We start from the raw sequence: 20,994 nt of genomic DNA on the forward strand, positions 1-20,994 counted from the left end.
TCGTCACCCTGTAAGCCATGGTTGCCAGGCGTGCCGTTCTTGGCGCGGGTAATGTGGATGGTCGCGGTATCAAGATGGATTTGCTGCCAGCGGAGGCCCACCAGCTCGCTGATCCGCAGCGCATGTCGAAACGGGGTTGCGCTCTCTTCCCAGCGGTGGCGACCAGCTTGTCGATCTCGGTCTCCGTAAGGTACTCGCGCTGCCGATATTCGGCGTTCTTGGCTCGACCACCACGAACTGTCGGCTTTTCAGATCGTGAGCGCCGTAACTGGACCACCGTATTCATTGGCAGATTTCCCCCTGCAAAGATGTAAACTGTAGATATAATGTCCGTATTGACGACAGTTGATCGCCCGATCGGGCTAGCCCGATTGCTTCTGAGGGGGCATCATTCTCACCGTGCTTTCTTCGCAGCCTTCTTGGCGGATTTCTCGCCGACGTCATGGCACGGCTCCCGAGCTAGAGCCGGTCTAGCCCCGCAGCTGCGCGACGTAGTCGTTAGCTATCTTCAGTCCAGCGACGTACGTCCCAACCCGAGATGATACGACGTGCTGGGTCATGATCGCTCAGCAGTGTGCCCGAAATAATGTTCTTTCGGTCGGAGAGCAGCATCTCCTTGGCAAATTGCTTGGCCTCGGCTTCCGTGGGAAATGTTTTGGTCTGTCTGGCAAATGTCATCGGCGACACAACTCGCCGTTCTCTTGGGGCTGATGACCTTCGCAACGGTTGGCGACTGCGGCGAGCGGCAGCTGTTCTCAAACCGCTGGATCGAAAGCCGACATCGGGCCTCAGCTTGAACTATTGAAATCAATAGGAAAGCGGCCGGATCCACAATGGCGCTCGCTTGACTACCTGACTGCCGACAAGCAAGCGCTCTAACCCTTCAATCTCAGCACGTATCCGGTCATAGGTTTTTCGCCACATCCGGTACGGACGTTCACGAATAGGATCAATCACCGGACGTCCGCCGCCGATCCGCTCACGCAATCGGTAGGCCCGCAAATAGATCCGCGCCATATCGTTCCGGAGTTGGCTTTCATAGGGCGGATTTCCAACACAGTCGCGGCAGAAATAGCCGGCCAATCCCTTGAACAGCCGAGCCAGGCGCCGGTTACAGTGAGGGCAATGCATCCAGGGTCTAGTCCCTCCGAAATTACAGGGCGTCCAGGTAACGCGGATGTTCTGGGGCGTGACCTGGTTGACCAATTCGATATGGATTAGATAGCGATCGAATCGGATCTGGTCGATGCCGGGCCATTTGAATACTGGCCAACGCGGTGCGTAACGACGGTCCAAATAGCCGGCACGATGAAGTTCGCGGATGTCCAGGCAATCCACGGACAATTCTTCGACCGTCAGTCGCTTTCTTTCATTATCAAACGTCATGGCGCGAACTCCGGCGGAACGTGAGTCTGGAGTCGCTGGAAGCGATGCCAACGTATTCCGGTGTTTGGTGCCGGCGACACGCTAACCCATACCCTTGATAACCCGATAACCCAGAGGGCGACTATTCATCGTCACCCTGAACACGGTTATTGCGGTTATCAGGGTTATCGGGGGGTAACGGTTCGAGCGAATATCGTCCCTTGCCGACGCGATGGACCTCGGGAGGCGCCGCTTTCGCCATCTTATACAGCAGTTGCTTGATGTTATTGGTCGGTTTTCCGAGAGCGGCAGCCAAGTCGCTAGGAGTCATTGGTTCTCGGTTATCGCGCAGGGCCTGAACGATAACCGCTCGTTCGCCGGATGTACGAACCGCGGCGGCCTCTCCTAGGATGGTCCATTGGTTACCGACAAAGGTTATTGCCGTTTCGCGCTCGGTAACGTCGCGGCCGCGGACATATAGAGTCTTTCCATTCTGATGGCTGTCGAGAACGATCGTGGTGTCGGCACAGGCGGAAAGCCCATTAGAACCCGAGAGGGCTTCTAGCGGATCGTCTGCTCCGCCCTTGCGCGTATGATGAAGGCCCAATACCGCAATGCGATAGCGCGTAGCCCATTCCTGGAGCGGTGCCCAGATCGAGTAGTCGTTTTCGTAGGCGTTGCGGCCGAATTTGCCGGGGGGCTTAATCCGTTGCAAAACATCGATGACTACGAGCCTTGGATCCGCGACCGATTGCCGCCACTTGTCCAGTTCGCCAATTAAACCAGCATTCACTTCGGGCGCGCTGGTCATCCATAGAAGCCGGTTCAGGTCCGGGCGGGCGCGCTCGTCAGGAAACAGTGCGGCAATCCGGGATTGGATGCGGCGCTGGCCGTTCTCGAGATCGATATATAGAACGTCCCCAGCATCACACGGGATCGATCCCATCGCGCAGCCGCCAGCGGCAACTGAAACAGACCAATCTATCGCCAGCCACGTCTTGCCGAGTTTCTGCCTGCCAGCGAGTACGGAAAATCCCTCATATAAATATCCATCAACGACTACGTTTAATGGCGCAAACTTAGTCGCCATCAACACGTTCGTGGGCGTGCGCGCGAACTGCCGAATGGGCGCTATGTCCTTTGGTGTTTCTGTTGCGATCGGCTCATCACGAATGATTGCGTAGGGTTGCACCGTCATGCGACCCTCTCGCGAACAATGTCCGCCATGTCGGCGCCCAGCGCCGTCGGAACGACGCGAAAGACTTCGCGGCCCGCCTTTGTCCAACGGCGCGAACATTCCAGTGCGCTGGCCTGTCCGGTGCCGCTGGCATCACGGTCTACAAGAATCGTCAAGCACTCGATGCCAGACAGGACAGGAAAATTGGCGATGGAGTTGGCGGCTCCCAACGCCCACGCGGGACGAAAATTCAATTTCATTCCTGCTAGGGTCGTTTCAATGCCTTCGCCGATCGTCAGTCCTTCCGCCACATCCTCATCGGCCGTCATCTTGATGGCGCAGCCGCCCGTTGGACCGAGGGACTTGCGGTCGATCTTTTGTCCGTCGGGTGTCAACGCCGTGCGATGGATGGCCTTGGCTTCGTTGGTCCTGATGTCGCGAAACAAGCCAATCATGCAGGGGTGACGCGAACCCTTGCCGAAAGGACACGATGGATGAAAACGCAGGAATTCCTGATGCCGTTCAGGCAGACCGATCTGGCGTGAGCCGAGATACTTTTCAACGAGAGTTCCGCGTGCGCCAACGGCTTCCGACCAAAGCTGCAATGGGAAATCTATTGAGCGAGCGGCTAGGTCATTTCTGGCCCGCTGAAGTCCGAGGGCTGCCGCGACATAGTCGCGGCACACCTGCCAATCGTCCCCGGCAAAGCTGTGGACCTTAAAACCCAACGAGTCTTTTGGATCGATGCGGATCGAAAGCGATCGGTCGGACTTGCTATGGCCCGGGCCTGGGACGCCGCAGCTATCGCGGCCGGTGACGGTGCCACCCATGATGCCAACGATCATGCGGGGATTGAGGATAGTCATGGCGCAAACCCGTTGACCATCTCGCCCAGGTCATCGAGCACCCCGGCGATCTCGGCGGCCATCATGGCGCGCCTACGGCGGACGAGGCGAGCAGCCGGTCGATACGCGCAACAATGGATTGCATTGTGATCCGCCGCATGCGGCCATCGAGATAACTCTCTAGTTCGCCGGCGCCGATCAGTTCATACAGCCTAGTGATGCCACAGCCGAGGAGCCGACAGGCTTGCCGCGGCGATACGGCCAGCGGCTCGATCTCGGCTGCGAGAGCGCTCGGCCGCGAGTGCGCGGCTTTGGACGGAATCGTGGAATGGGTATGGGGCATGTCGCCGCTCCGCTTACGGTGGAATGCCAAAGCCAGCGAGGCACTCGCGGCGTCAGCGGTCACACCATCGCGCGTGCGACGGTCTATTCAGTGGGCAGCGCGCCCAGACGCTCCATACGGAGCGCCAGCCATCACATGGCCGAATGCGCATGTAGGCGCTTCATCGCGCTGGCGCAAGGTACAACGCGAATGCGAGCGAAATTTTCACAGGTTTTGCTGCTTGAATCAGCCAGCGCTTGTCCGAAGCGGGGTGACGTTCCAACCCTCCTGATGCGCAGGCTCGTTGCAGAACTCGCCCCAAGCATCCATCAACTTCTGCCGCTTGTCGAACAGATCGCCGCGGCGATAGGCGGCCTCGACCTTATTGCCAACCACATGCGCCAGCGCCATCTCGGCGACCTCGCGCGGGAAGCGGGTACGCTCGGAAGCCCAATCCCGGAAAGTCGAACGGAAGCCGTGCGCCGTTAGATCGTTGCGGCCCATCCGACGCAGTAACATCAGGAACGCCATATTGGAAAGCGGCTTGCCGGCTTTGCCCCCTGGAAAAACAAACTCGGACGACCGATCGTCCTGCGGGCGCAGCGCTTGCATCTCTTCAAGGATCGCCAGCGCGAGAGCGGAAAGCGGAACGCGGTGCTGTTTCCCGGCCTTCATGCGCCCCTCCGGGATGAGCCAAATCTTCTCAGCCAGATTCACTTCGGACCATCTCGCGCCGATCGTTTCGCCCGTCCTGCTGGCGGTTAGAATCGCAAATTCCAACGCGCGGGCAGCAATGCCCTCCTGCGCGCGCAAACCGGCCATGAAACCCGGCATCTCGCCGTAAGGCAGTGCGGCGTGGTGCTCGACTTTGGCTACCTTCGAGCGCGCCGGCAAAAGTTTGTCGAGATGGCCGCGCCAGCGCGCCGGGTTCTCCCCCGCGCGATAGTCGCGCGCCTTGGCCCAATCAAGGACCGCCTCGATACGCCCACGCACACGGCCAGCCGTCTCGGGCTTAGCCGTCCAGATCGGCTCCAGCACCTTGCAGACGAGCCCAGTATCGATCGCCTGCACCGGCAGCGCGCCGATGACGGGATAAGCATAGGTCGCGAGCGTGGCTCCCCATTGCGCGGCGTGCTTGGCATTGCGCCAGCCGGCACGGTGGGAGGCGATGTAGCTGTCAGCGCATTGCTTGAACGTCATTGCCTTGGCGGCTTCAAGGCGCTCCCGCAGCCGATTGGCGCGGCGTGTCTCGATCGGATCGATACCCTCATGCCGCAATCGGCGCGCGTCCAGCGCCTTCCCGCGGGCTTCCTGGAGTCCATACAGCGCGAGCGGACCTAGTCCCATCCATCGCGGCCGGCCATCTAACATGAAGCGAAAAACCCAATTCTTCGTGCCATCCGCGGTGACGCGCAGATAGAGCCCGCCGCCGTCGCCGTACATGCCGGCTTTCTTTGCCTTCTCGACTTTAAGCACCGTCAACTTGCCGATCGGGCGCGCCATAGATCCACAATCCTGTCCACAATCTAACCGCGACTTGTAGCGAAGGCCAGCGAATGTGTCCAGAAGCAAATACGCAGAAATAGCCTTTTGAAAAGGGAGAATTGCGATAAGAGGCGAACGGGAGCGAAGGATGGCGAAGCATAGCGCTGGCGGAAGGGGTGGGATTCGAACCCACGGTACCCTTGCAGGCACGCCGGTTTTCAAGACCGGTGCCTTAAACCACTCGGCCACCCTTCCGGTTCAGGAATTTCAACCGCTTAGCGCAGCGCCCTCTCGAACGCAAATAGCACGTGAACCGGAGGGCGCGAGGAGCGCGGGCCTGGCGGCTTAGCGCGCTTTGGGGCCATCGGCGTGCGCACAGCCGACACAGCGTATTATCCTCCAGTCATTTAGGCGCGAGTGGTCGTCTTCACATCCACGCTAGCCTTGATGGCGTTGGAATATGGGCAGATACCGTGAGTCGCCTCTGCAAGTTTCCTGGCATCGGTCTCAGGCAGGCCTGGAAGATAGACGTCGAGCGCGGCGGTAATGCCGAAGCCACCTTCCGAGCGCGGGCCGATCCCTATCGTTGCCGTAACAGTGGACCCATCGGGCACCTTGATCCTGGTCTGGGTCGACGCGACCCGCATCGCGCTTAGAAAGCAGGCGGAATAGCCGAGCGCGAAAAGCTTCTCCGGATTGGCGCCGTCGCCGCCAGGTCCGCCTAGCTCTTTCGGAATGGTGAGCTGGAGTGCCATGGTGCCGTCGGCAAGCGCTGTTTTGCCGTCGCGGCCGCCTCCGCTTGCCGTTGCTACCGTTTTGTATTTTGCGTCGACTGGCATGTTGTACTCCCGTGCGATTGAATTGCTTGCGCAAGACACTAACCGGCGGAATTATCTTTACCTATGCTTGGTGCTCACTCAAGGGTTCGTTGCGAATTGATGCTGAGCTTTGCCATTCGGTTGCGCCTTGGGCGCGGCCTACGCAAGCCTTGCAGAAGTCAAGCGACCAACACGAGGCGACGCTTGGCGCCAGCTTCCATCTCCAGCGTGTCAGCCTGGGCGCGTACCACCGCGGTGCAAGCGGTGGGGCCGTGGGCGGGCACTCGCCGATCGCATCCAGGTGCACTAAAAAGGCCCAGCGCGCGAAAACGCTGGGCCAGTCACAATCGCGGTGGGCCGGGCTGTGTCTCCACTGGGCAGGGAAGGCAGCCATCCCGCGAGCATAATTCAGCGTGCCGGAAGAAAGTTCCCGCGGAAGGAACCCGGCGGCCAAGCGATCGCGCTCGCCGAGACCCAAATTGAACCAGATGTTCCCGGAACCCCGTTGGCCCGATTTCGTTTTAAGACGGCAATCAAGAGGGGAAGCCCATGCAGAAACTGCTTGAGGTGGTGGAAATCTGGTCCGCTCTAAGTCTGGCTACCTTCGCTTTCATCCTTTGGTACCGGTCACAGCCCAATCGGCACCGGCAGTGACCAGCGGCCCACCGAGGCCGCTTTTCGCCCCAAACTCAATAGCTTGCCCTACCGAGCCTCACCCGTCGGCCGAGGCCCGAACGCCCGGTGACCACCCGGTCCCGGCGCGCCTGGGCAGGAGCGGGTGCCGCGGGAAGAGGGCGGGGATCCTTTCAAGTTGGCGGGGCGCGTTTTTTGCGCGCCTTCGGCCTCACCTCGGGGTGCTGCCCATTCTTGATCTTCACCCGGTGCCAACCTGACATAGCCGCTCGCGACACCTATTCACTTGCCTGTATGGTCGGCGTCACTTTTGCACCAGCCTTGGCGATCGCCGCGCGACTTTGCTTGTCAAGGCCACTATTGCGAACGGCATTCCTGGGCAAATCCATATTCAGTAAGACCAAGGTGCCGACGACCGCGATGATCAGAGCGATGATCACTGGCGTCACAGTGTTGCCCGGCCGCATTTATCCCTCCCGTCAACGTGATTCCCCCCGATCGGCGCAGATCGAAGTCCCGACCTCGCGTGGAAGCACTGGATGTGAAAGGACTTGATTTAGCTTCCCGCCGCAATTGCTGGAGGGATTTCCCACGCTCCGGATTTCAACATTCATTGCGATACTGACACTGATAGTAACGAGTGCAACCGGCGTTTCGGCAGCACATCCTCAAACAAACGCATGTTCAATGGAAAAATGCGTTCAGTCGTGCCAACAGAGCGGTAGGACGAAACAATGCGACAGATGGTGCCGGCAGAAACTGTCAACTTGCCGATAGTCAGTGTGGGCGGGATTCCGCCGATCAGGGCCGGGGTGGATCAGTTTGGGGCCCTTTATCGCTAGCACGCAACGAAAGCCCTGGGCTCCAAGGGGGACTTGAGCCAGGGCTAGTCTGGCCGCTGCGGACTTGTGAAGCAAGTTTAGCTGGGATTTTTGAAGGAATGACGAAATCAGCGCCACGCCGGTGGTTGGACTCCCTAAACGAAAAACACCAGGGCTCAATTGGGAACCTATGCCTGTTTCCCAAGGAAAGCTGATGCGAAGGCGGCAATGGCGGTTGCCACCGACACATCCGCTTTCTTCGATTTAGTTGGATCCCGGAAATCTAAGCGCAGCCTAGAACCAGCTCGGGTATGGAAATGGTATCGGCCTGAAGGTCGCAGTCCCCGGCGGCGAATAAAGAGGATTCCGGGCGCACCGGTCCGAGCCGGTGCTGTCCCATAGGCCTCGTGCCCGCCACGCACTCCAAGCCTGATAATCGTACACCTTGCTGTGGGGATTTCCCGGCTCGATGGTAGCACAATAGGTGCTGATACCGGGCAGGCGGTCTGCCTGTTTTTGCCGAGCTATCGCTGGCCCCACAGCCAAGGCAAGAACCATCGCAGCACCCAGAATTTTGAATTTCACCACCGACACTCCTTCATTGTGTTGCAATTATTCTGGACCCGATTTGGCACCTGAACCAACCACAACAGGACATAACGGCCAGAATTTGCTGGACGTGGAGGGCGGGAGAACTTCGGCTTGCGTTCATACATTGCATCTCAGGTTATTTGGGGCATCACCAAAATCAATCATCCAGTCAATACCTTCGGCAAAAGCTCAACCTCGGGCCTCTTCTTCCTTCCAGTAGAATACGCCGAGAGGAACCATGTGAGCTGGCTGAAGTTAAAGCCTCACCTACATGACGGCTGGCCCGCCGCTGCGGGCCGGAGTCCGGCAAGACGCAATTGTGGGGTTATCGATGCCCAGATTTACATTGTTGATGTTGATGCTGCTTGGGCCAACCGTCGCTTTGGCACAACACGCCGGCAGCCCGCAGGAGCAGCGCGCCTGCTCTCGGGATGCCAATCATTTTTGCCGAAAGGACCTCGGCGACGACAATGCCGTGCAGCAGTGCCTGCAGCAAAATCGCAACCGATTGTCGATGTCTTGCCGCAGGGTTTTCGAGAGCCACGGGATGTAGCGCATCCAAGTCGCCGATCTTGCCCGCGAGAATGGCGCTGGCGAATCGACTGTCCGCGATTAAGCGATCATGAGAGACTAGATCGAGTCGCTCGCATCTGATCGCAATGAGTCGCGATCGCGCTTTTGCAGTTCCACAGGGAACTTGTGCTTCGAAGGATACTATCGGGGATTATTTGTTCGCGCCTTGTGATTGAGGGCAGCCGCTCACCTGATCTGTGAGATGATTGCATCGATGATTCCTGAAGGAGTTTTCGATGTCGAAGTTCGCGATTGGCGATAGAGTCGAAGCAACCAGTGATCATAAGGACGGTGTGGTCGTTGCCGTATTCTCGACCGTGGAGGGCAATTTCAGATACGCGGTCGATATGGAAGGTTATGGCGCGCTTCAGTTTCTGGCCGAAGAGAAATTGATCTTCTGTCCCGTCGACCAGCTACACGGCCGGCCGGTAAGCTTGAACCATTGAAGCGCGCAAATGTTCGATGTTTGAAGTTCGCGTCGCCGTGTGTGAATTAGAACACACTTCACGAACACGAATCATCGTAAGTTGAGTTCCGCCGTAGGCATGCGGCGTTTCCTCCCTGACTTGAGCCCGTCGCAAATGGCGGGCTTTTTGCGTCCCGGATCGAGGCTCACTTTATTCCTGGACCGATCGAGCAGCTCCGAGCGGCTCACGCGCTGGCTTGCTCATCCCGGTCCGTTCCATCGCCGAACTGAGGCTCATGATGATCAGCGGGATCACCAGCGCAACATAGGCGTTGTCGATGCCGAACGGATTGCCCATCGCGAACCATGCAATGGTCGCCACCAGCGAACAGAGAATGCTGAGCAGGGCCCCGGTCCTGGTGCCGAAGTTCGGCGCGTAGAAGACCAGCAGCACCAGCACCGACAACGAGGCCCTGATTGCCTTCGCCAGGAAAGTCACCTGCAAAACGTTCGGGGTATAGATGGCCAATGCGATCGGAAGTAGCCCAACGACAATAGTAGTGACACGAATGAAATTCAGCGATCGCCTGTCATCGCCTTCCACTGCAAGCCGCGAGTAGAAATCCTTGTAAAGCAGTGTCGCCGTTGCGACGCTGATTGCGGCGATCGAGCCAAAAAGCGAGGCGGCCAGTCCCGCAGCCACTACGCCCGCCAACACGCCATGCATGTTCGCAATCAAGGCAGGGAGGGCGTTGATCGATTTTATACCGGGGTACAGCGCCAGTGAGCACATACCGGCCAGCGCTGTGGCGATCCCGAACGGCACCATCAACAGCGCCGTGTACAGGCTCGCGGCCCTGGCCTTTTGCGGCGTTTCGACCGTATTGATGGCTTGGATGACGTATTGGGTGGAAAAGGTGGCGCCGACGCCGGCGATGAACCATGCAAAGATCTGGCTCAAACCTACGTTCGTCCAGGAAAACATTTCGGCAGGAAGACGAACCTGCAGCTCGCGAATCCCGCCGACTTTCGCGAGCCCGAAACAGACTGCGACGCTGATGCCGGCATACTTCACGAGCGAATGGATGACGTTGGTGTAGACCACCGATCTCATTCCGCCCAGGAAAACGTAGAAAACCGCGACGATACCGCAAATGACGGTGGCAAGCGTGCGATCAACCCCGAGCAGCACGCTCAGGATCGCGCCGCCGCCCGCATACATCGCCACCGCAACGATCTGCAGGGCAAAGATCATCACCAGCGAGGTGGCAATTTTGGTCTGCGGCCCGTACACCTCGGCGAACACCGCCGAGATCGTGTTGTGCCCGGACTCCTTGTATTTCCCGGCCAGGAAATAAGCATAAAAAAGGAAGCCGACCCCGAGCGCGATGATGTTCCAGGACGCCGAAATGCCGAACTTGAAGGCTTCCTGGGCGGTGCCGACGCTCGCCGACGTGCCTATGAATTCGGACATCAGCATCAAGCCGACCAGAGCGGCGGGTACTCCCGCATGACCGCTCGTGCCGGACGTGAATGTCGTGGTCGTGGTGACGGAGCGCTGGACAATGGTCGTCAGCAGGCCGAGGCCGGCCATGTATGCGATCACGACGAGAAGGGCCAGATAGTTCGCTTGCATTCCCTCAGGTCCTTATCCAGGTCGCAATCTCGATGATCGAAAGAACCGATGCAACAAGCGAACACCCGCGTCACAGGATGCCCGGTCGTGTCGATTGGCTGCGACGGCATGTCAAGCCGCCAAGGGACGACGCTCGGCTCCTTCGCTGACCAGCGTCGAGACGCCCTTCATGGCTCCTTGCAACCGCCTGAACAGGCTGCCCTTTATACTCCAAACCCGGGCGAACGCCTGGGGCGACCCGTCGCGCTTTTCGTCGCGGCAAGAGCCGGTGCAGATCGCGGCAGGCGAGCGCATCGCCCGTAGCATGGTCGATTTCGTGAGGTTCGTTGCAAGGACGACGCCATGCTCATGCACAAATCAAGGTTGTTAAAAAAGCAACGTTCGGTTTACCACCCGTCGGCTCTCCCCATTTCCGCCGCGTTCAGGCTGCGGTATGTTGAATCGATGCGGGAAGCGGGCCGCATCGGGGCACATGGCCAAGGCATGCAACATAGCGTGCGGCCAGTGGATTGGTAGTCGGGGCGAATGGGGATTCGACGGGCAGATGCTTGTTTCTTCTTTGGCGCGGCGCGTTTTGTCGCGGCTGCGGCCATTTGCGTTTTGCTCGCCAATTGCTCTTCCAGCCTCGTCAGCCAGGTCGATCCGAAATATGGCGTCTCCTCCAGCCCCCGCGTCGTCGAGTTCGGCGAGCCGGTGCCGAAGGGCGGGGGCACCTACCGCGTGGGCAAGCCCTATATGGTGGCGGGCCGCGTCTATGTTCCCGAGGAGGACGTCCATTATCGCGAAGAGGGCCTTGCCTCCTGGTACGGCGAGGATTTCCACGGCCGGCTGACCGCCAATGGCGAGGTTTTTGACATGGGCTCGCTGAGCGCTGCCCATCCGACGCTGCCGATGCCCTGTTATGTGCGCGTGACCAATCTCAGCAACGGCAAATCGCTGATCGTTCGCGTCAACGACCGCGGCCCCTATCACGGCAACAGGGTGATGGACGTCTCGAGCCGGGCGGCCGAACTGCTGGAATTCAAGTCGAACGGGGTTGCGCGGGTTCGGGTCGAATATGTGGCGCGGGCGCCACTCGAAGGCTCCGATGACCGCCAGCTCTTGGCGACGCTGCGCACTGGCGTGCCGGCGCCTTCACCATCTCTGGTCCGGGTGGCATCCGCGCGTCCGTTCGTTCCGGAAATTCCTTCATCCGGGCGTCCCATACGGGGTGAGATTCCGCTGCCCGAAGGCAGGCCCTATGACCTCGGCAATGCCTCGGCGGACCAGGGCTCGACATCAGCGCGATCCGAAACGGCAGGATTACGCTCGCGGTCGGCCTCTCGCGGCCTCGAAAATGCGCACGCGGCGGCCCATGACATCGACGACCGCAATTCAGTGAGCGTCAGCCCGGTGTCCGCCTACGCGCCGATCGATCCCCAGACGTCACGTGACCTGCTGTTTGGACGTGGGCTGTACTGAGCCGGGCTGCTGATCCCCTGTTATGTTGCGGCGAGCGGCGCGTTTTGGGCTGATAGGGCCGTTTGACCGACAAACCCGCGTGGATTAGCGCGTAAGGCCGTGTTGTTTGCGCAACTTCCAACTGTTAGAACCTCGGGTCAGGGTAACCCGATGACAGTCAACCACTTTCTGAAATCGCGCTCGGCAGGCGGAACCTCCTGGCGCCGCCTGATGGCCGCCTTGCTGGTCCTGGCTGTGGGGTGCGGTAGCGCGGTTTACGCCGCCAACAACAGCGTCCAGGGCGCCAAAAAGGAGGAGGGCGGGTTTGATGGCGATGCGCCGACCGCCATCCTCATCGAAGCGACCAGCGGCAGCGTCCTGTTCGAGAAGAACGCCGATGAGCTGCGGGCGCCGTCCAGCATGATGAAGCTGATGACGGCGGAAGTGGTCTTTCATGCGCTCACACAGGGCGACATCAAGCCGACCGACGAATATCGCATCAGCGAGAACGCCTGGCGCAGAGGCGGCGCCCCGTCGGGCGGCTCGACCATGTTCGCCGCGATCAACAGCAAGGTCTCGGTGGACGACCTCTTGCACGGCGCCATCATTCAGAGCGGCAATGATTCCTGCATCGCGCTTGCCGAAGGCATCGCCGGCAACGAGCGCCTTTTCGCCACCGACATGATGACCAAGCGCGCACGCGAGCTCGGCTTGACGCGGTCGACCTTTGCCAATTCCAACGGTCTGCCGGATCCCGGCAACAAGATGACGGTGCGCGAACTTGCCAAGCTCGCGCGTCACATCATTCTGACCTACCCCGATTTCTACAAACTGTTCGGCGAGAAGGAATTCACCTGGAACAAGATCCGGCAGCAAAACCGCAATCCCTTGCTGAATTCGCTCGAGGGCGCCGACGGGCTGAAGACCGGTTTTACCAAGGAGGGCGGTTACGGCATGGTCGGCTCGGCCGTGCAGAACGGCATTCGCCTGATCGTCGTCGTCAACGGCCTCGATGATCCCGACGACCGCGCCTCGGAAGCCAAGAAAATGCTCGAATGGGGTTTTCGCAATTTCGAAGTCCGGACCCTGTTCGCAGCCGATCAGCCGATCGGCTACGCCAGGGTGTTTGGCGGCGAGAGGCGGTCGGTAAAGCTCGCCAGCCGCGAACCGGTCAAGGTCATGGTGCAGAAGAACGGCAACGACAAATTGATTGCCCGCGTTGTATATCGCGGACCCGTGCCCGCGCCGATCGAATCCGGCCAGCCGGTCGGCCTCATCAAGGTCTGGCGCGGCAGCAACATCGCCGTGGAGACACCGGTCTACGCGGCCGAATCCGTCGGCAAGGGCTCGACGGTTCGACGGGCCATCGATGGCGCAAGCGAACTGGTGATCGGGGTGTTCCGCGCAGGCGCCGAGAAACTCTGACCATGGCCGAAGCAGCGGTCAAACGTACCCCCGGGCGCGGACGATTCATCTCGTTCGAGGGCGGCGAGGGCGCCGGCAAATCCACGCAGATCAAGCTGCTTGCGGAAAGGTTGACTGAAGCAAAGGTGCGAACAATCGTCACGCGCGAGCCCGGGGGATCGCCCGGTGCCGAGATCATCAGGCATCTGGTGTTGTCCGGAATGGGCAAGCTTCTGGGTGCCGAAGCGGAGACGCTGTTGTTTGCCGCCGCGCGCGACGACCACGTGCACACCGTCATCGAGCCGGCCCTCAAGCAGGGAATTTGGGTCCTTTGCGACCGCTTCTCGGATTCAACCCGTGTGTATCAAGGCATTTTGGGGCAGGTATCGCCGGCCATTCTCAGCGCGATGCAGCGGGTGACGATCGGCGATCTGAAACCGGATTTGACCCTCATTCTCGACGTGCCGGTGGAAGTCGGGCTGCAACGCGCGGCGAAGCGTCGCGGCACCGGCACGGCAGACAGGTTCGAGGCCGAGGGCATCAAATTTCACCAGCAATTGCGCGAAGCCTACCAGCGGATTGCGGCCGCCGAACCGCAACGATGCCTCCTGATCGATGCAAGCGCCGAACCCGACATCGTTGCGGCGAACATCTGGTCGGCATTGCACGACCGCTTTCTCGCAGAGGGCGTCGACAACGTGGCGAGTTCGGCATGAGCGCCCGTCAGGTTGAAACGCACGCTTCAATTCCTCATCCGCGCGCGACGACCGTCCTGTTCGGTCATCGCGATGAAGAGACAGCCTTGCTGCACGCCTATCGAAGCGGGCGCATTCCGCATGCGTGGTTGATCGGGGGCCTGCAAGGGATCGGCAAGGCGACGCTCGCCTACCGGATGGCGCGCTTTGTCCTTGCTCATGGCGATCCGCTTGCTGCCGACGTGCAACGTGCCAAAAACCTTCAGATCGACCCGTCCGATCCGGTCGCGCGTCGCATCGCGGCGGGCGCCCATGGCGGGCTGCTCGTGCTTCAGCGCACGGCGAACGAAAGGGGCGTGATGCGCACGGTGATCACAGTCGACGAGAGCCGCGAGACGATCTCGTTTTTCGGCTCGACCGCCGCAGAGGAGGGCTGGCGGGTCTGCATCGTCGATACCGTCGACGAACTCAATCCGAATGCCGCCAACGCCCTGCTCAAGATACTTGAGGAGCCGCCGCGCCGGTCGCTGTTTCTTCTGGTCAGCCACACGCCGGGAAGGGTGCTGCCGACGATCCTGTCGCGTTGCCGCCGCCAGACGCTGCGGCCGCTCTCGGCTGCTGACCTCATCGAGGCTGCAAGCCAGGCCGCGAAGCTGGCGATCGATGATCCTTCGCTTGTGGCGGCTTGCCAAGCGGCTGACGGAAGCGTTGCGCGCGCGCTGACGCTTCTCGGTGGAGATACCTTCAAACTTCATCAGCGCACCGAGGCGCTGCTCGCAGCGCTGCCCCATGTCGATCCGCGCGAACTGCATGCGCTTGGCGATGCGCTCGGCCCAAGCGACAGGGTCGCGCTCGCCGCCTTCATCGACAGCGTTGATCGATGGATGAGCGTGCGCCTTCGCACGGATGATCCCAACGCCAATTTACCGCGCCTTGCACGGCTGGCGGAGGTGTGGGAAAAGATCAACCTCGCCGCCCGCGATACGGCAGAATACAATCTCGAGCGAAAACCGCTGGTTTTCTCGGTGTTTGGGATGCTCGCGGAAGCAACGCGGTAACGCTTCCGCTTGAAGTTGGACAATCCCGACAATCTTGGTTTGAGCGACAAAGGAATTCGTGGTGGCAACGCGCAAGAAAACGACCGTGAAGAAGAAAGCGAAAAAGGTCCGCAAGGCAGCGCGCACCGGTTCGGCGAAAGCGGCGAAGAAACGCGGCAAACCGCCAGCGAAATCGACTACCCGAGCGAGCAAGGCGAAGGCGAAGACAAGGAAGACGCCGGGCAAATCCTCCCGGAAACCGGCAAGAATGGCGAAATCAAAGACGAGCGGCGAAACGGCCCCGTCGGACAAAAAAACTGCAACACCGGTGAAGGAAAAGCCCGCGCCTCGTGCAGCAAAAACCCCGGAGGTCGCCAAATCGTCGACGACGCGCCGCCACAACGCCTTCTACATCACGACCGCAATCGCCTATCCGAACGGCGCTCCGCATATCGGCCATGCCTATGAGGCGATCGCGACCGACGCGCTGGCGCGCTTTCAGCGGCTCGACGGCAGGGACGTGTTTTTTCTGACCGGCACGGATGAGCACGGGCTGAAGATGATTCAAACCGCGGAGGCCGAAAAGCTTTCGCCGATGGAAGTCGCGACCCGCAACGCGCAACGCTTCAAGGAGATGGACCAGCGCCTGAACATCTCCTTCGACCGCTTCATCCGCACCACCGAGGAACAGCATCACCGCTCAAGCCAGGAAATCTGGCGGAGGATGGTCGCCAGCGGCGACATCTATCTCGACAGCTATTCCGGCTGGTACTCGGTGCGCGAGGAAGCCTATTACGCGGAGGAGGAGACCGTCGTCGGCGAGGACAATGTGCGGCGCGGCCCGCAGGGCACGCCGGTCGAGTGGGTCGAGGAGAGGAGCTATTTCTTCAAGCTCTCGGCGTACCAGGACCGACTCTTGAAACTTTACGCCGAACAGCCGGATTTCATCGGCCCCGATTCACGAAAGAACGAAGTCATCAGCTTCGTGAAAAGCGGATTGCGGGATCTTTCGATTTCGCGGACTACCTTCGATTGGGGCGTCAAGGTTCCCGGCGACGGTGAACACGTGATGTATGTCTGGGTTGATGCCCTTACCAATTACATCACGGGTGTGGGCTTTCCCGATGAGAACGATCCCGACTGGCATTATTGGCCGGCCGACGTTCACATCATCGGCAAGGACATCATCCGCTTCCACGCGGTATATTGGCCTGCGTTTTTGATGTCGGCACAAATCCCCGTGCAAAGGCGCGTCTATGCGCACGGCTTCCTGTTCAACCGCGGCGAGAAGATGTCGAAATCGGTCGGCAACGTCGTTGATCCGTTCAACCTCGCCGACCAGTATGGCGTCGACCAGATGCGCTACTTCTTCCTGCGCGAGGTACCGTTCGGACAGGATGGCAGCTACAACCATGAAGCCATCGTCGCCCGCATCAATGCCGACCTCGCCAACGATCTCGGCAATCTGGCGCAGCGTTCGCTCTCGATGATCGCCAAGCAATATCAGGGCGTGCTGCCCGAGCCCGGCGCGTTCACCGAGAACGACAAGGCCATCCTGGCGCAGGCCGACGGCATGATTTCGATCGCGCGCAGCGCGATGGCGACCCAGCAGATCCACCAGGCGCTCAACGCGGTCTGGGCCGTGGTCGCGGAGGCCAACCGTTATTTCGCGGGCGAAGCGCCGTGGGCGCTGGCGAAGACCGATCCTGCGCGCCAGCGCACCGTGCTTTACGTGACCGCCGAAGTCGTGCGCCAGATCGCCATTCTGGCGCAGCCGGCAATGCCGGACGCGGCAACCAAATTGCTCGACATATTGGGCATTCCCGATGCTGTCGAGGCGCGCGACTTCGCCGCGCTCGCCACACGAATCAAGACGGGCACGCATCTTCCGGCACCTGCGCCTGTGTTTCCGCGTTATATCGAGCCGACCGCCGCGTGACGGGCACAACACCAATGCTTATCGACAGCCACTGCCATCTCGACTTTCCGGATTTTACCGACGATCTCGACGCCATCGTCGCGCGCGCCACGGCCTCAGGTATTTTGCGCATTCTGACGATTTCAACCAGGGTGAGACGCCTCGACGCGCTTCTGGCCATCACGGAACGATTTCCGCAAGTTTTCTGCTCGGTCGGCACGCATCCGCACCAGGCTGACGAAGAGGATGGCATTTCCGCCGATGAATTGATCGAACTGTCGGAGCATCCCAGGGTGGTCGCATTCGGCGAAGCGGGCCTGGATTATTTCTATCAGCATAGTTCGCGCCAAGCCCAGGAGCGCGGCTTTCGAACCCATATCGCCGCGGCCCGCGCCACAGGGCTGCCGCTCGTGATTCACACCCGCGAGGCCGACGAGGACTGCGGCCGTATCCTTGAAGACGAAATGGCCAAAGGACCCTTTCGCGCCGTTCTGCATTGTTACACCGGCGGGCGGGAGCTCGCGATGAAGGCAATCGCGTTGGGCTTTTCCATTTCATTCACCGGAATTCTCACCTTCAAGAAATCGCAAAGCTTGCGCGAGCTTGCCGCCGAGCTGCCGGCCGACCGGATCATGGTCGAGACCGACGCCCCGTACCTTGCGCCCGGCAAGCATCGCGGCAAGCGCAACGAGCCGTCCTATGTGATTGAAGTCGCCAGGGTGCTGGCGGAAGCGCGCGGGGTTTCGCTGGAGGAGATCTCGCATCAGACCACCGAGAATTTTTTCCGCCTGTTCAGCAAGGTACCGGCCCCGAAAGCTGCGGCATGACGCTGAGCCTGACGATCCTCGGCTGTGGCTCTTCAGCCGGAGTTCCGCGGCCCGCACTCGGCTGGGGGGCGTGCGATCCCAGGAATCCGAAAAACCGGAGACGTCGTTGCTCGCTGCTTGTCGAACGATCGGGAGACCGCGGCGTCACAAGGATCGTGATCGATACCTCTCCCGACCTGCGTGAGCAATTGATCGACGCGCATGTCGACCACATCGATGCGGTATTTTTGACCCACGAGCATGCCGACCAGACCCACGGCATCGATGATCTGCGCTCGGTGGTGCTGCATCAGCGCCGGCGGGTTCCGGTCTATCTCAATAAATCCACCGCCAGGGACATCCTGCTCCGCTTCTCCTATTGTTTCGTCTCGCCGCCGGGCAGCGAATACCCGCCGATCCTGGATCATCACGAAATCGAATCCGGTGAGAGCCGCTTGATCGAAGGGAAGGGGGGTCCGGTGACGATTTCCGCTTTTCTTCTCGAGCACGGCAACATTCCGGCGCTCGGCTACCGGATCGGCAATGCAGCCTATACGCCCGATCTCAGCGATGTCCCGGCAGAGAGTTTTGCTTACCTCGAAAATCTCGATCTGTGGATTGTGGACGGCTTGCGCTACGCGCCCCATCCCAGTCATTTCAGCGTCAACGATGCGCTCGCCTGGCTTGATCGGTTCAAGCCGCGCCGCGCCGTTATCACCAACATGCATTCAGACCTGGATTACGAGGTGCTGCGTCAAAGTCTGCCAGCCCATGTCGTCCCCGCCCATGACGGCATGCGGCTTGAATTGACGTAGACGCAATTCGTCCGGGCAGGGGGCCGGCACGCCTGTTCGTCATGGCCGGGCTTGACCCGGCCATCCACGTCTTGCTTTCCTGACAAATAAGACGTGGATGCCCGGCACAAGGCCGGGCATGACGGAGGTGGCACGATGCGTCCTCAAATCTTGTGCAGCTCTAGCGACGCGGGATGAAACAGTTCCTGCGGCGCGAGCAGGCGGGCCGACAAACCTTCCGCGTGGTGGCGCTCAAGAAAGCGGCTCAAAACGAGGCGGTTCGGTTCCAGTCCATAGGCCCAGAAATCATCGCCCATCAAGTGGCGCGCGGCGCGCAATTGCTCCTCCACAAAAGGCAACGTCACCTTGGTGGCAGCGGTATCGGACAGTTTTGAGAGTGCGATCGACTTTGATCTCTCAAAGGCCTTGTAGACGGCGATCGGCAGCCACGGATGCTTCTCCGCCAGCGAACGGCGGATGCCGAGCGTGTGCATGATGGGGAATAGGCGGGTCCGCCGGTACCAATCGGTCGCGGTCGCCTGCGGATCGGCAAAGAGGTAGCCGACATTCGGCTGGCCTCGCTCGAAGCAGGAAGGCGCGCGCGGCCCGATGACCGCGTCGAGTTCACCTCTGGCCAAAAGATCGGAAATAGTGACGTCGGGCGCCGCGTTCTCGACGGTTATATCGGCGGGCAAATCGAGGCTGATCTTCTCGATCCGGCCGGGGTGCTCGTAGCCGCCGCGCACCCAGGTGATATCGGATGGGCGAATTCCGTAATCCTCCTCCAGGAACAGCCGCACCCAGATATTCGCGGTGAGCTGATATTCCGGCACGCCGACGCGACGTCCCCTGAGGTCGGCCGGCTGCTTGATCCGATCGGTGCGAACGTAGATCGAGGTGTGCCGGAACGCGCGGGAGGGAAACACCGGCACCGCGATGTAGGGACTCGTGCCCGCCGCGGTCTTGACGCTGTAGCTCGAGAGCGAGAGTTCGCAGACGTCGAAATCGGCGTGCCTGAAGGCGCGAAAGAAGATTTCCTCCGGCTCCAGCAGCATGAACTGCGGATCGACCCCATCGATCTGCACCGGGCCGTCGACCAACGGACGCATCCGATCATAGTCGCCGATCGCGATCGAAAGCTGCAGCTTGCTCATGCGTGCTCCTTCATTGACATTATCCGGCGCGGCCTTATGGCTCAGTACATTGAAAGCATATCATCGCAGGGAAGGTCCACCATGTCCGAGACCGCATCGCAAGCCGTGCAATCGACGATCCGCGAATTGGTCGACGCCAACCACATCCTGTTCGACCAGGGCGTGGTGGACGGTTTTGGGCATGTGAGCGTACGGCACCCCGAACGGCCTGAGCGCTTTCTGCTGTCGCGCAGCATGGCACCGGCATTGGTGACGGAGCAGGATGTGCTGGAGTTCGATCTCGACGGCAATGGGGTCGTGCCAAACAGTCCCGCCGGCTATCTCGAACGTTTCATTCACGGTGAAATCTATCGCAAACGCCAGGACGTGATGTCTGTCGTGCACAGTCATTCGCCGTCCGTCGTGCCCTTCAGCGTCGTGACCGGCGCCAGGCTGCGGCCGGTCTGTCACATGTGCGGCTTTCTGAGCGAGAAGGGGACGCCGATCTTCGAGATCCGCGACTTCGCTGGTCCCGGCAGTGACCTTCTGATCACCAGCGGCAAGCTCGGCGCGGCGCTGGCGGATAGTCTGGGTGAGGGGCCAGCCGTCCTGATGCGCGGCCATGGCTCGACCGTGGTCGGCAGCACGCTGCGCCAGGCGGTGTTCCGCGCCGTCTACACCGAAATCGGCGCGAGGCTGCAAATGGAGGCCATGCGGCTTGGCCCCGTCACCTATCTCACCGAAGAAGAAACAATCGGCACGACCAAGACCATTAGCACGCAGTACGACCGCTCCTGGTTCTTGTGGCTGAAGGCCGCCGAGAGGCGGTCGATGGCGAACTAAAACGGGCTGAGTTTTGTTTAAATCGCTGTGTCAGCAGGCTCGATTCACCTCTCCCCGTTGGGGAGAGGTCGGAGTGCGAAGCAATCCGGGTGAGGGGCGAGTGTTCTCTTCAGAGACCGTACCCCCTTGTAAGTCGAAAGTCCGTTCGTCTGGTATTGTAGACGGTGCGGTGACGGACGGGAGTCCGCAGACCCCAAGGTCGTTGCAGACCGTGGGTGAGACAGGTGCCCCGTCCGTCAGTCCATCGAACCC

At 60.3% G+C, this 20,994-nt stretch carries 20 protein-coding genes and 1 tRNA gene; 10 read left to right on the plus strand and 11 right to left on the minus strand.

Annotated features, from left to right (window positions below; all coding sequences use genetic code 11):
- Positions 1–498 precede the first annotated feature (498 nt).
- The 9 genes from VNX23_RS02890 to VNX23_RS02930 all read right to left on the minus strand — a co-directional run bounded on the left by VNX23_RS02890 (position 499) and on the right by VNX23_RS02930 (position 7,112).
- Positions 499–678 (minus strand): hypothetical protein, encoded by a 180-nt coding sequence (locus VNX23_RS02890; RefSeq protein ID WP_325627670.1) that lies wholly within the window; start codon positions 676–678, stop codon positions 499–501.
- 129 nt (positions 679–807) lie between these two features.
- The gene (locus VNX23_RS02895) at positions 808–1,386 is read right to left on the minus strand and encodes a hypothetical protein (protein WP_325627671.1); all 579 of its coding nucleotides are present in this window, start codon (positions 1,384–1,386) and stop codon (positions 808–810) included.
- A 121-nt stretch (positions 1,387–1,507) separates the two neighbouring features.
- A complete protein-coding gene (locus tag VNX23_RS02900) occupies positions 1,508–2,563 on the minus strand; it encodes an AAA family ATPase (protein WP_325627672.1) in 1,056 nt (351 codons plus the stop codon).
- Positions 2,560–3,408, minus strand: a complete 849-nt coding sequence (locus VNX23_RS02905; RefSeq protein WP_325627673.1) for a DUF7146 domain-containing protein — start codon at positions 3,406–3,408, stop codon at positions 2,560–2,562. Before VNX23_RS02905 ends, VNX23_RS02900 begins: the two co-directional genes overlap by 4 nt.
- A gap of 61 nt (positions 3,409–3,469) precedes the next feature.
- The gene (locus tag VNX23_RS02910) at positions 3,470–3,730 is read right to left on the minus strand and encodes a helix-turn-helix domain-containing protein (RefSeq protein WP_325627674.1); all 261 of its coding nucleotides are present in this window, start codon (positions 3,728–3,730) and stop codon (positions 3,470–3,472) included.
- 225 nt (positions 3,731–3,955) lie between these two features.
- The gene (locus tag VNX23_RS02915) at positions 3,956–5,212 is read right to left on the minus strand and encodes a tyrosine-type recombinase/integrase (RefSeq protein ID WP_325627675.1); all 1,257 of its coding nucleotides are present in this window, start codon (positions 5,210–5,212) and stop codon (positions 3,956–3,958) included.
- Positions 5,213–5,359: 147 nt separating this feature from the next.
- Positions 5,360–5,449: transfer RNA gene (locus tag VNX23_RS02920), tRNA-Ser, on the minus strand.
- A gap of 152 nt (positions 5,450–5,601) precedes the next feature.
- Positions 5,602–6,033 carry an organic hydroperoxide resistance protein gene (locus VNX23_RS02925; RefSeq protein ID WP_325627676.1) on the minus strand — a complete coding sequence of 144 codons (432 nt, stop codon included), beginning with the start codon at positions 6,031–6,033 and terminating at the stop codon, positions 5,602–5,604.
- 890 nt (positions 6,034–6,923) lie between these two features.
- Complete coding sequence (locus VNX23_RS02930; protein WP_325627677.1) at positions 6,924–7,112, minus strand: hypothetical protein; 189 nt, start codon at positions 7,110–7,112, stop codon at positions 6,924–6,926.
- 1,276 nt (positions 7,113–8,388) lie between these two features.
- Here VNX23_RS02930 and VNX23_RS02935 point away from each other — a divergent pair.
- Complete coding sequence (locus VNX23_RS02935) at positions 8,389–8,610, plus strand: hypothetical protein (RefSeq protein ID WP_325627678.1); 222 nt, start codon at positions 8,389–8,391, stop codon at positions 8,608–8,610.
- 256 nt (positions 8,611–8,866) lie between these two features.
- Complete coding sequence (locus VNX23_RS02940; protein ID WP_325627679.1) at positions 8,867–9,076, plus strand: hypothetical protein; 210 nt, start codon at positions 8,867–8,869, stop codon at positions 9,074–9,076.
- A 171-nt stretch (positions 9,077–9,247) separates the two neighbouring features.
- Here the strand turns inward: VNX23_RS02940 and VNX23_RS02945 are convergent, their stop codons facing one another.
- Positions 9,248–10,672, minus strand: a complete 1,425-nt coding sequence (locus VNX23_RS02945) for a sodium:solute symporter family protein (protein ID WP_325627680.1) — start codon at positions 10,670–10,672, stop codon at positions 9,248–9,250.
- 525 nt (positions 10,673–11,197) lie between these two features.
- Between VNX23_RS02945 and VNX23_RS02950 the strand changes: the two genes are divergently transcribed.
- The 7 genes from VNX23_RS02950 (at position 11,198) to VNX23_RS02980 (ending at position 18,787) form a co-directional block, all read left to right on the plus strand.
- Positions 11,198–12,133, plus strand: coding sequence for a septal ring lytic transglycosylase RlpA family protein (locus VNX23_RS02950; RefSeq protein WP_325627681.1), 936 nt, complete (start codon positions 11,198–11,200; stop codon positions 12,131–12,133).
- Between the two features lie 210 nt (positions 12,134–12,343).
- The gene (locus tag VNX23_RS02955) at positions 12,344–13,537 is read left to right on the plus strand and encodes a D-alanyl-D-alanine carboxypeptidase family protein (RefSeq protein WP_325627689.1); all 1,194 of its coding nucleotides are present in this window, start codon (positions 12,344–12,346) and stop codon (positions 13,535–13,537) included.
- A 2-nt stretch (positions 13,538–13,539) separates the two neighbouring features.
- Positions 13,540–14,232 carry a dTMP kinase gene (gene tmk / locus VNX23_RS02960; protein WP_325627682.1) on the plus strand — a complete coding sequence of 231 codons (693 nt, stop codon included), beginning with the start codon at positions 13,540–13,542 and terminating at the stop codon, positions 14,230–14,232.
- Positions 14,229–15,269 carry a DNA polymerase III subunit delta' gene (locus VNX23_RS02965; protein ID WP_325627683.1) on the plus strand — a complete coding sequence of 347 codons (1,041 nt, stop codon included), beginning with the start codon at positions 14,229–14,231 and terminating at the stop codon, positions 15,267–15,269. The genes tmk and VNX23_RS02965 overlap by 4 nt, the downstream gene beginning before the upstream one ends.
- 61 nt (positions 15,270–15,330) lie before the next feature.
- Positions 15,331–17,187: a methionine--tRNA ligase gene (metG, locus tag VNX23_RS02970; protein WP_325627684.1), complete on the plus strand. Its 1,857-nt coding sequence runs from the start codon at positions 15,331–15,333 to the stop codon at positions 17,185–17,187.
- A 14-nt stretch (positions 17,188–17,201) separates the two neighbouring features.
- Positions 17,202–17,993, plus strand: coding sequence for a TatD family hydrolase (locus tag VNX23_RS02975; protein ID WP_325627685.1), 792 nt, complete (start codon positions 17,202–17,204; stop codon positions 17,991–17,993).
- Positions 17,990–18,787: an MBL fold metallo-hydrolase gene (locus VNX23_RS02980; RefSeq protein WP_325627686.1), complete on the plus strand. Its 798-nt coding sequence runs from the start codon at positions 17,990–17,992 to the stop codon at positions 18,785–18,787. The genes VNX23_RS02975 and VNX23_RS02980 overlap by 4 nt, the downstream gene beginning before the upstream one ends.
- 143 nt (positions 18,788–18,930) lie before the next feature.
- On the opposite strand, the gene VNX23_RS02985 is transcribed toward VNX23_RS02980, so the two are convergent.
- Positions 18,931–19,920, minus strand: coding sequence for an ABC transporter substrate-binding protein (locus VNX23_RS02985; RefSeq protein ID WP_325627687.1), 990 nt, complete (start codon positions 19,918–19,920; stop codon positions 18,931–18,933).
- Between the two features lie 81 nt (positions 19,921–20,001).
- Between VNX23_RS02985 and VNX23_RS02990 the strand changes: the two genes are divergently transcribed.
- Positions 20,002–20,742, plus strand: a complete 741-nt coding sequence (locus tag VNX23_RS02990) for a class II aldolase/adducin family protein (RefSeq protein WP_325627688.1) — start codon at positions 20,002–20,004, stop codon at positions 20,740–20,742.
- Positions 20,743–20,994: the final 252 nt, after the last annotated feature.

Origin of the sequence: Bradyrhizobium sp. (genome assembly GCF_035570375.1) — a bacterium.
Taxonomy (GTDB): domain Bacteria; phylum Pseudomonadota; class Alphaproteobacteria; order Rhizobiales; family Xanthobacteraceae; genus Bradyrhizobium.

Excerpts from the sequence above, each read along its gene's own strand:
- VNX23_RS02890 (WP_325627670.1), bottom strand. The coding sequence starts at position 678 with ATGACATTTGCCAGACAGACCAAAACATTTCCCACGGAAGCCGAGGCC.
- VNX23_RS02895 (WP_325627671.1), bottom strand. The coding sequence starts at position 1,386 with ATGACGTTTGATAATGAAAGAAAGCGACTGACGGTCGAAGAATTGTCC.
- VNX23_RS02900 (WP_325627672.1), bottom strand. The coding sequence starts at position 2,563 with ATGACGGTGCAACCCTACGCAATCATTCGTGATGAGCCGATCGCAACA.
- VNX23_RS02905 (WP_325627673.1), bottom strand. The coding sequence starts at position 3,408 with ATGACTATCCTCAATCCCCGCATGATCGTTGGCATCATGGGTGGCACC.
- VNX23_RS02910 (WP_325627674.1), bottom strand. The coding sequence starts at position 3,730 with ATGCCCCATACCCATTCCACGATTCCGTCCAAAGCCGCGCACTCGCGG.
- VNX23_RS02915 (WP_325627675.1), bottom strand. The coding sequence starts at position 5,212 with ATGGCGCGCCCGATCGGCAAGTTGACGGTGCTTAAAGTCGAGAAGGCA.
- VNX23_RS02925 (WP_325627676.1), bottom strand. The coding sequence starts at position 6,033 with ATGCCAGTCGACGCAAAATACAAAACGGTAGCAACGGCAAGCGGAGGC.
- VNX23_RS02930 (WP_325627677.1), bottom strand. The coding sequence starts at position 7,112 with ATGCGGCCGGGCAACACTGTGACGCCAGTGATCATCGCTCTGATCATC.
- VNX23_RS02935 (WP_325627678.1), top strand. The coding sequence starts at position 8,389 with ATGCCCAGATTTACATTGTTGATGTTGATGCTGCTTGGGCCAACCGTC.
- VNX23_RS02940 (WP_325627679.1), top strand. The coding sequence starts at position 8,867 with ATGTCGAAGTTCGCGATTGGCGATAGAGTCGAAGCAACCAGTGATCAT.
- VNX23_RS02945 (WP_325627680.1), bottom strand. The coding sequence starts at position 10,672 with ATGCAAGCGAACTATCTGGCCCTTCTCGTCGTGATCGCATACATGGCC.
- VNX23_RS02950 (WP_325627681.1), top strand. The coding sequence starts at position 11,198 with ATGGGGATTCGACGGGCAGATGCTTGTTTCTTCTTTGGCGCGGCGCGT.
- VNX23_RS02955 (WP_325627689.1), top strand. The coding sequence starts at position 12,344 with ATGGCCGCCTTGCTGGTCCTGGCTGTGGGGTGCGGTAGCGCGGTTTAC.
- tmk (WP_325627682.1), top strand. The coding sequence starts at position 13,540 with ATGGCCGAAGCAGCGGTCAAACGTACCCCCGGGCGCGGACGATTCATC.
- VNX23_RS02965 (WP_325627683.1), top strand. The coding sequence starts at position 14,229 with ATGAGCGCCCGTCAGGTTGAAACGCACGCTTCAATTCCTCATCCGCGC.
- VNX23_RS02975 (WP_325627685.1), top strand. The coding sequence starts at position 17,202 with ATGCTTATCGACAGCCACTGCCATCTCGACTTTCCGGATTTTACCGAC.
- VNX23_RS02980 (WP_325627686.1), top strand. The coding sequence starts at position 17,990 with ATGACGCTGAGCCTGACGATCCTCGGCTGTGGCTCTTCAGCCGGAGTT.
- VNX23_RS02985 (WP_325627687.1), bottom strand. The coding sequence starts at position 19,920 with ATGAGCAAGCTGCAGCTTTCGATCGCGATCGGCGACTATGATCGGATG.
- VNX23_RS02990 (WP_325627688.1), top strand. The coding sequence starts at position 20,002 with ATGTCCGAGACCGCATCGCAAGCCGTGCAATCGACGATCCGCGAATTG.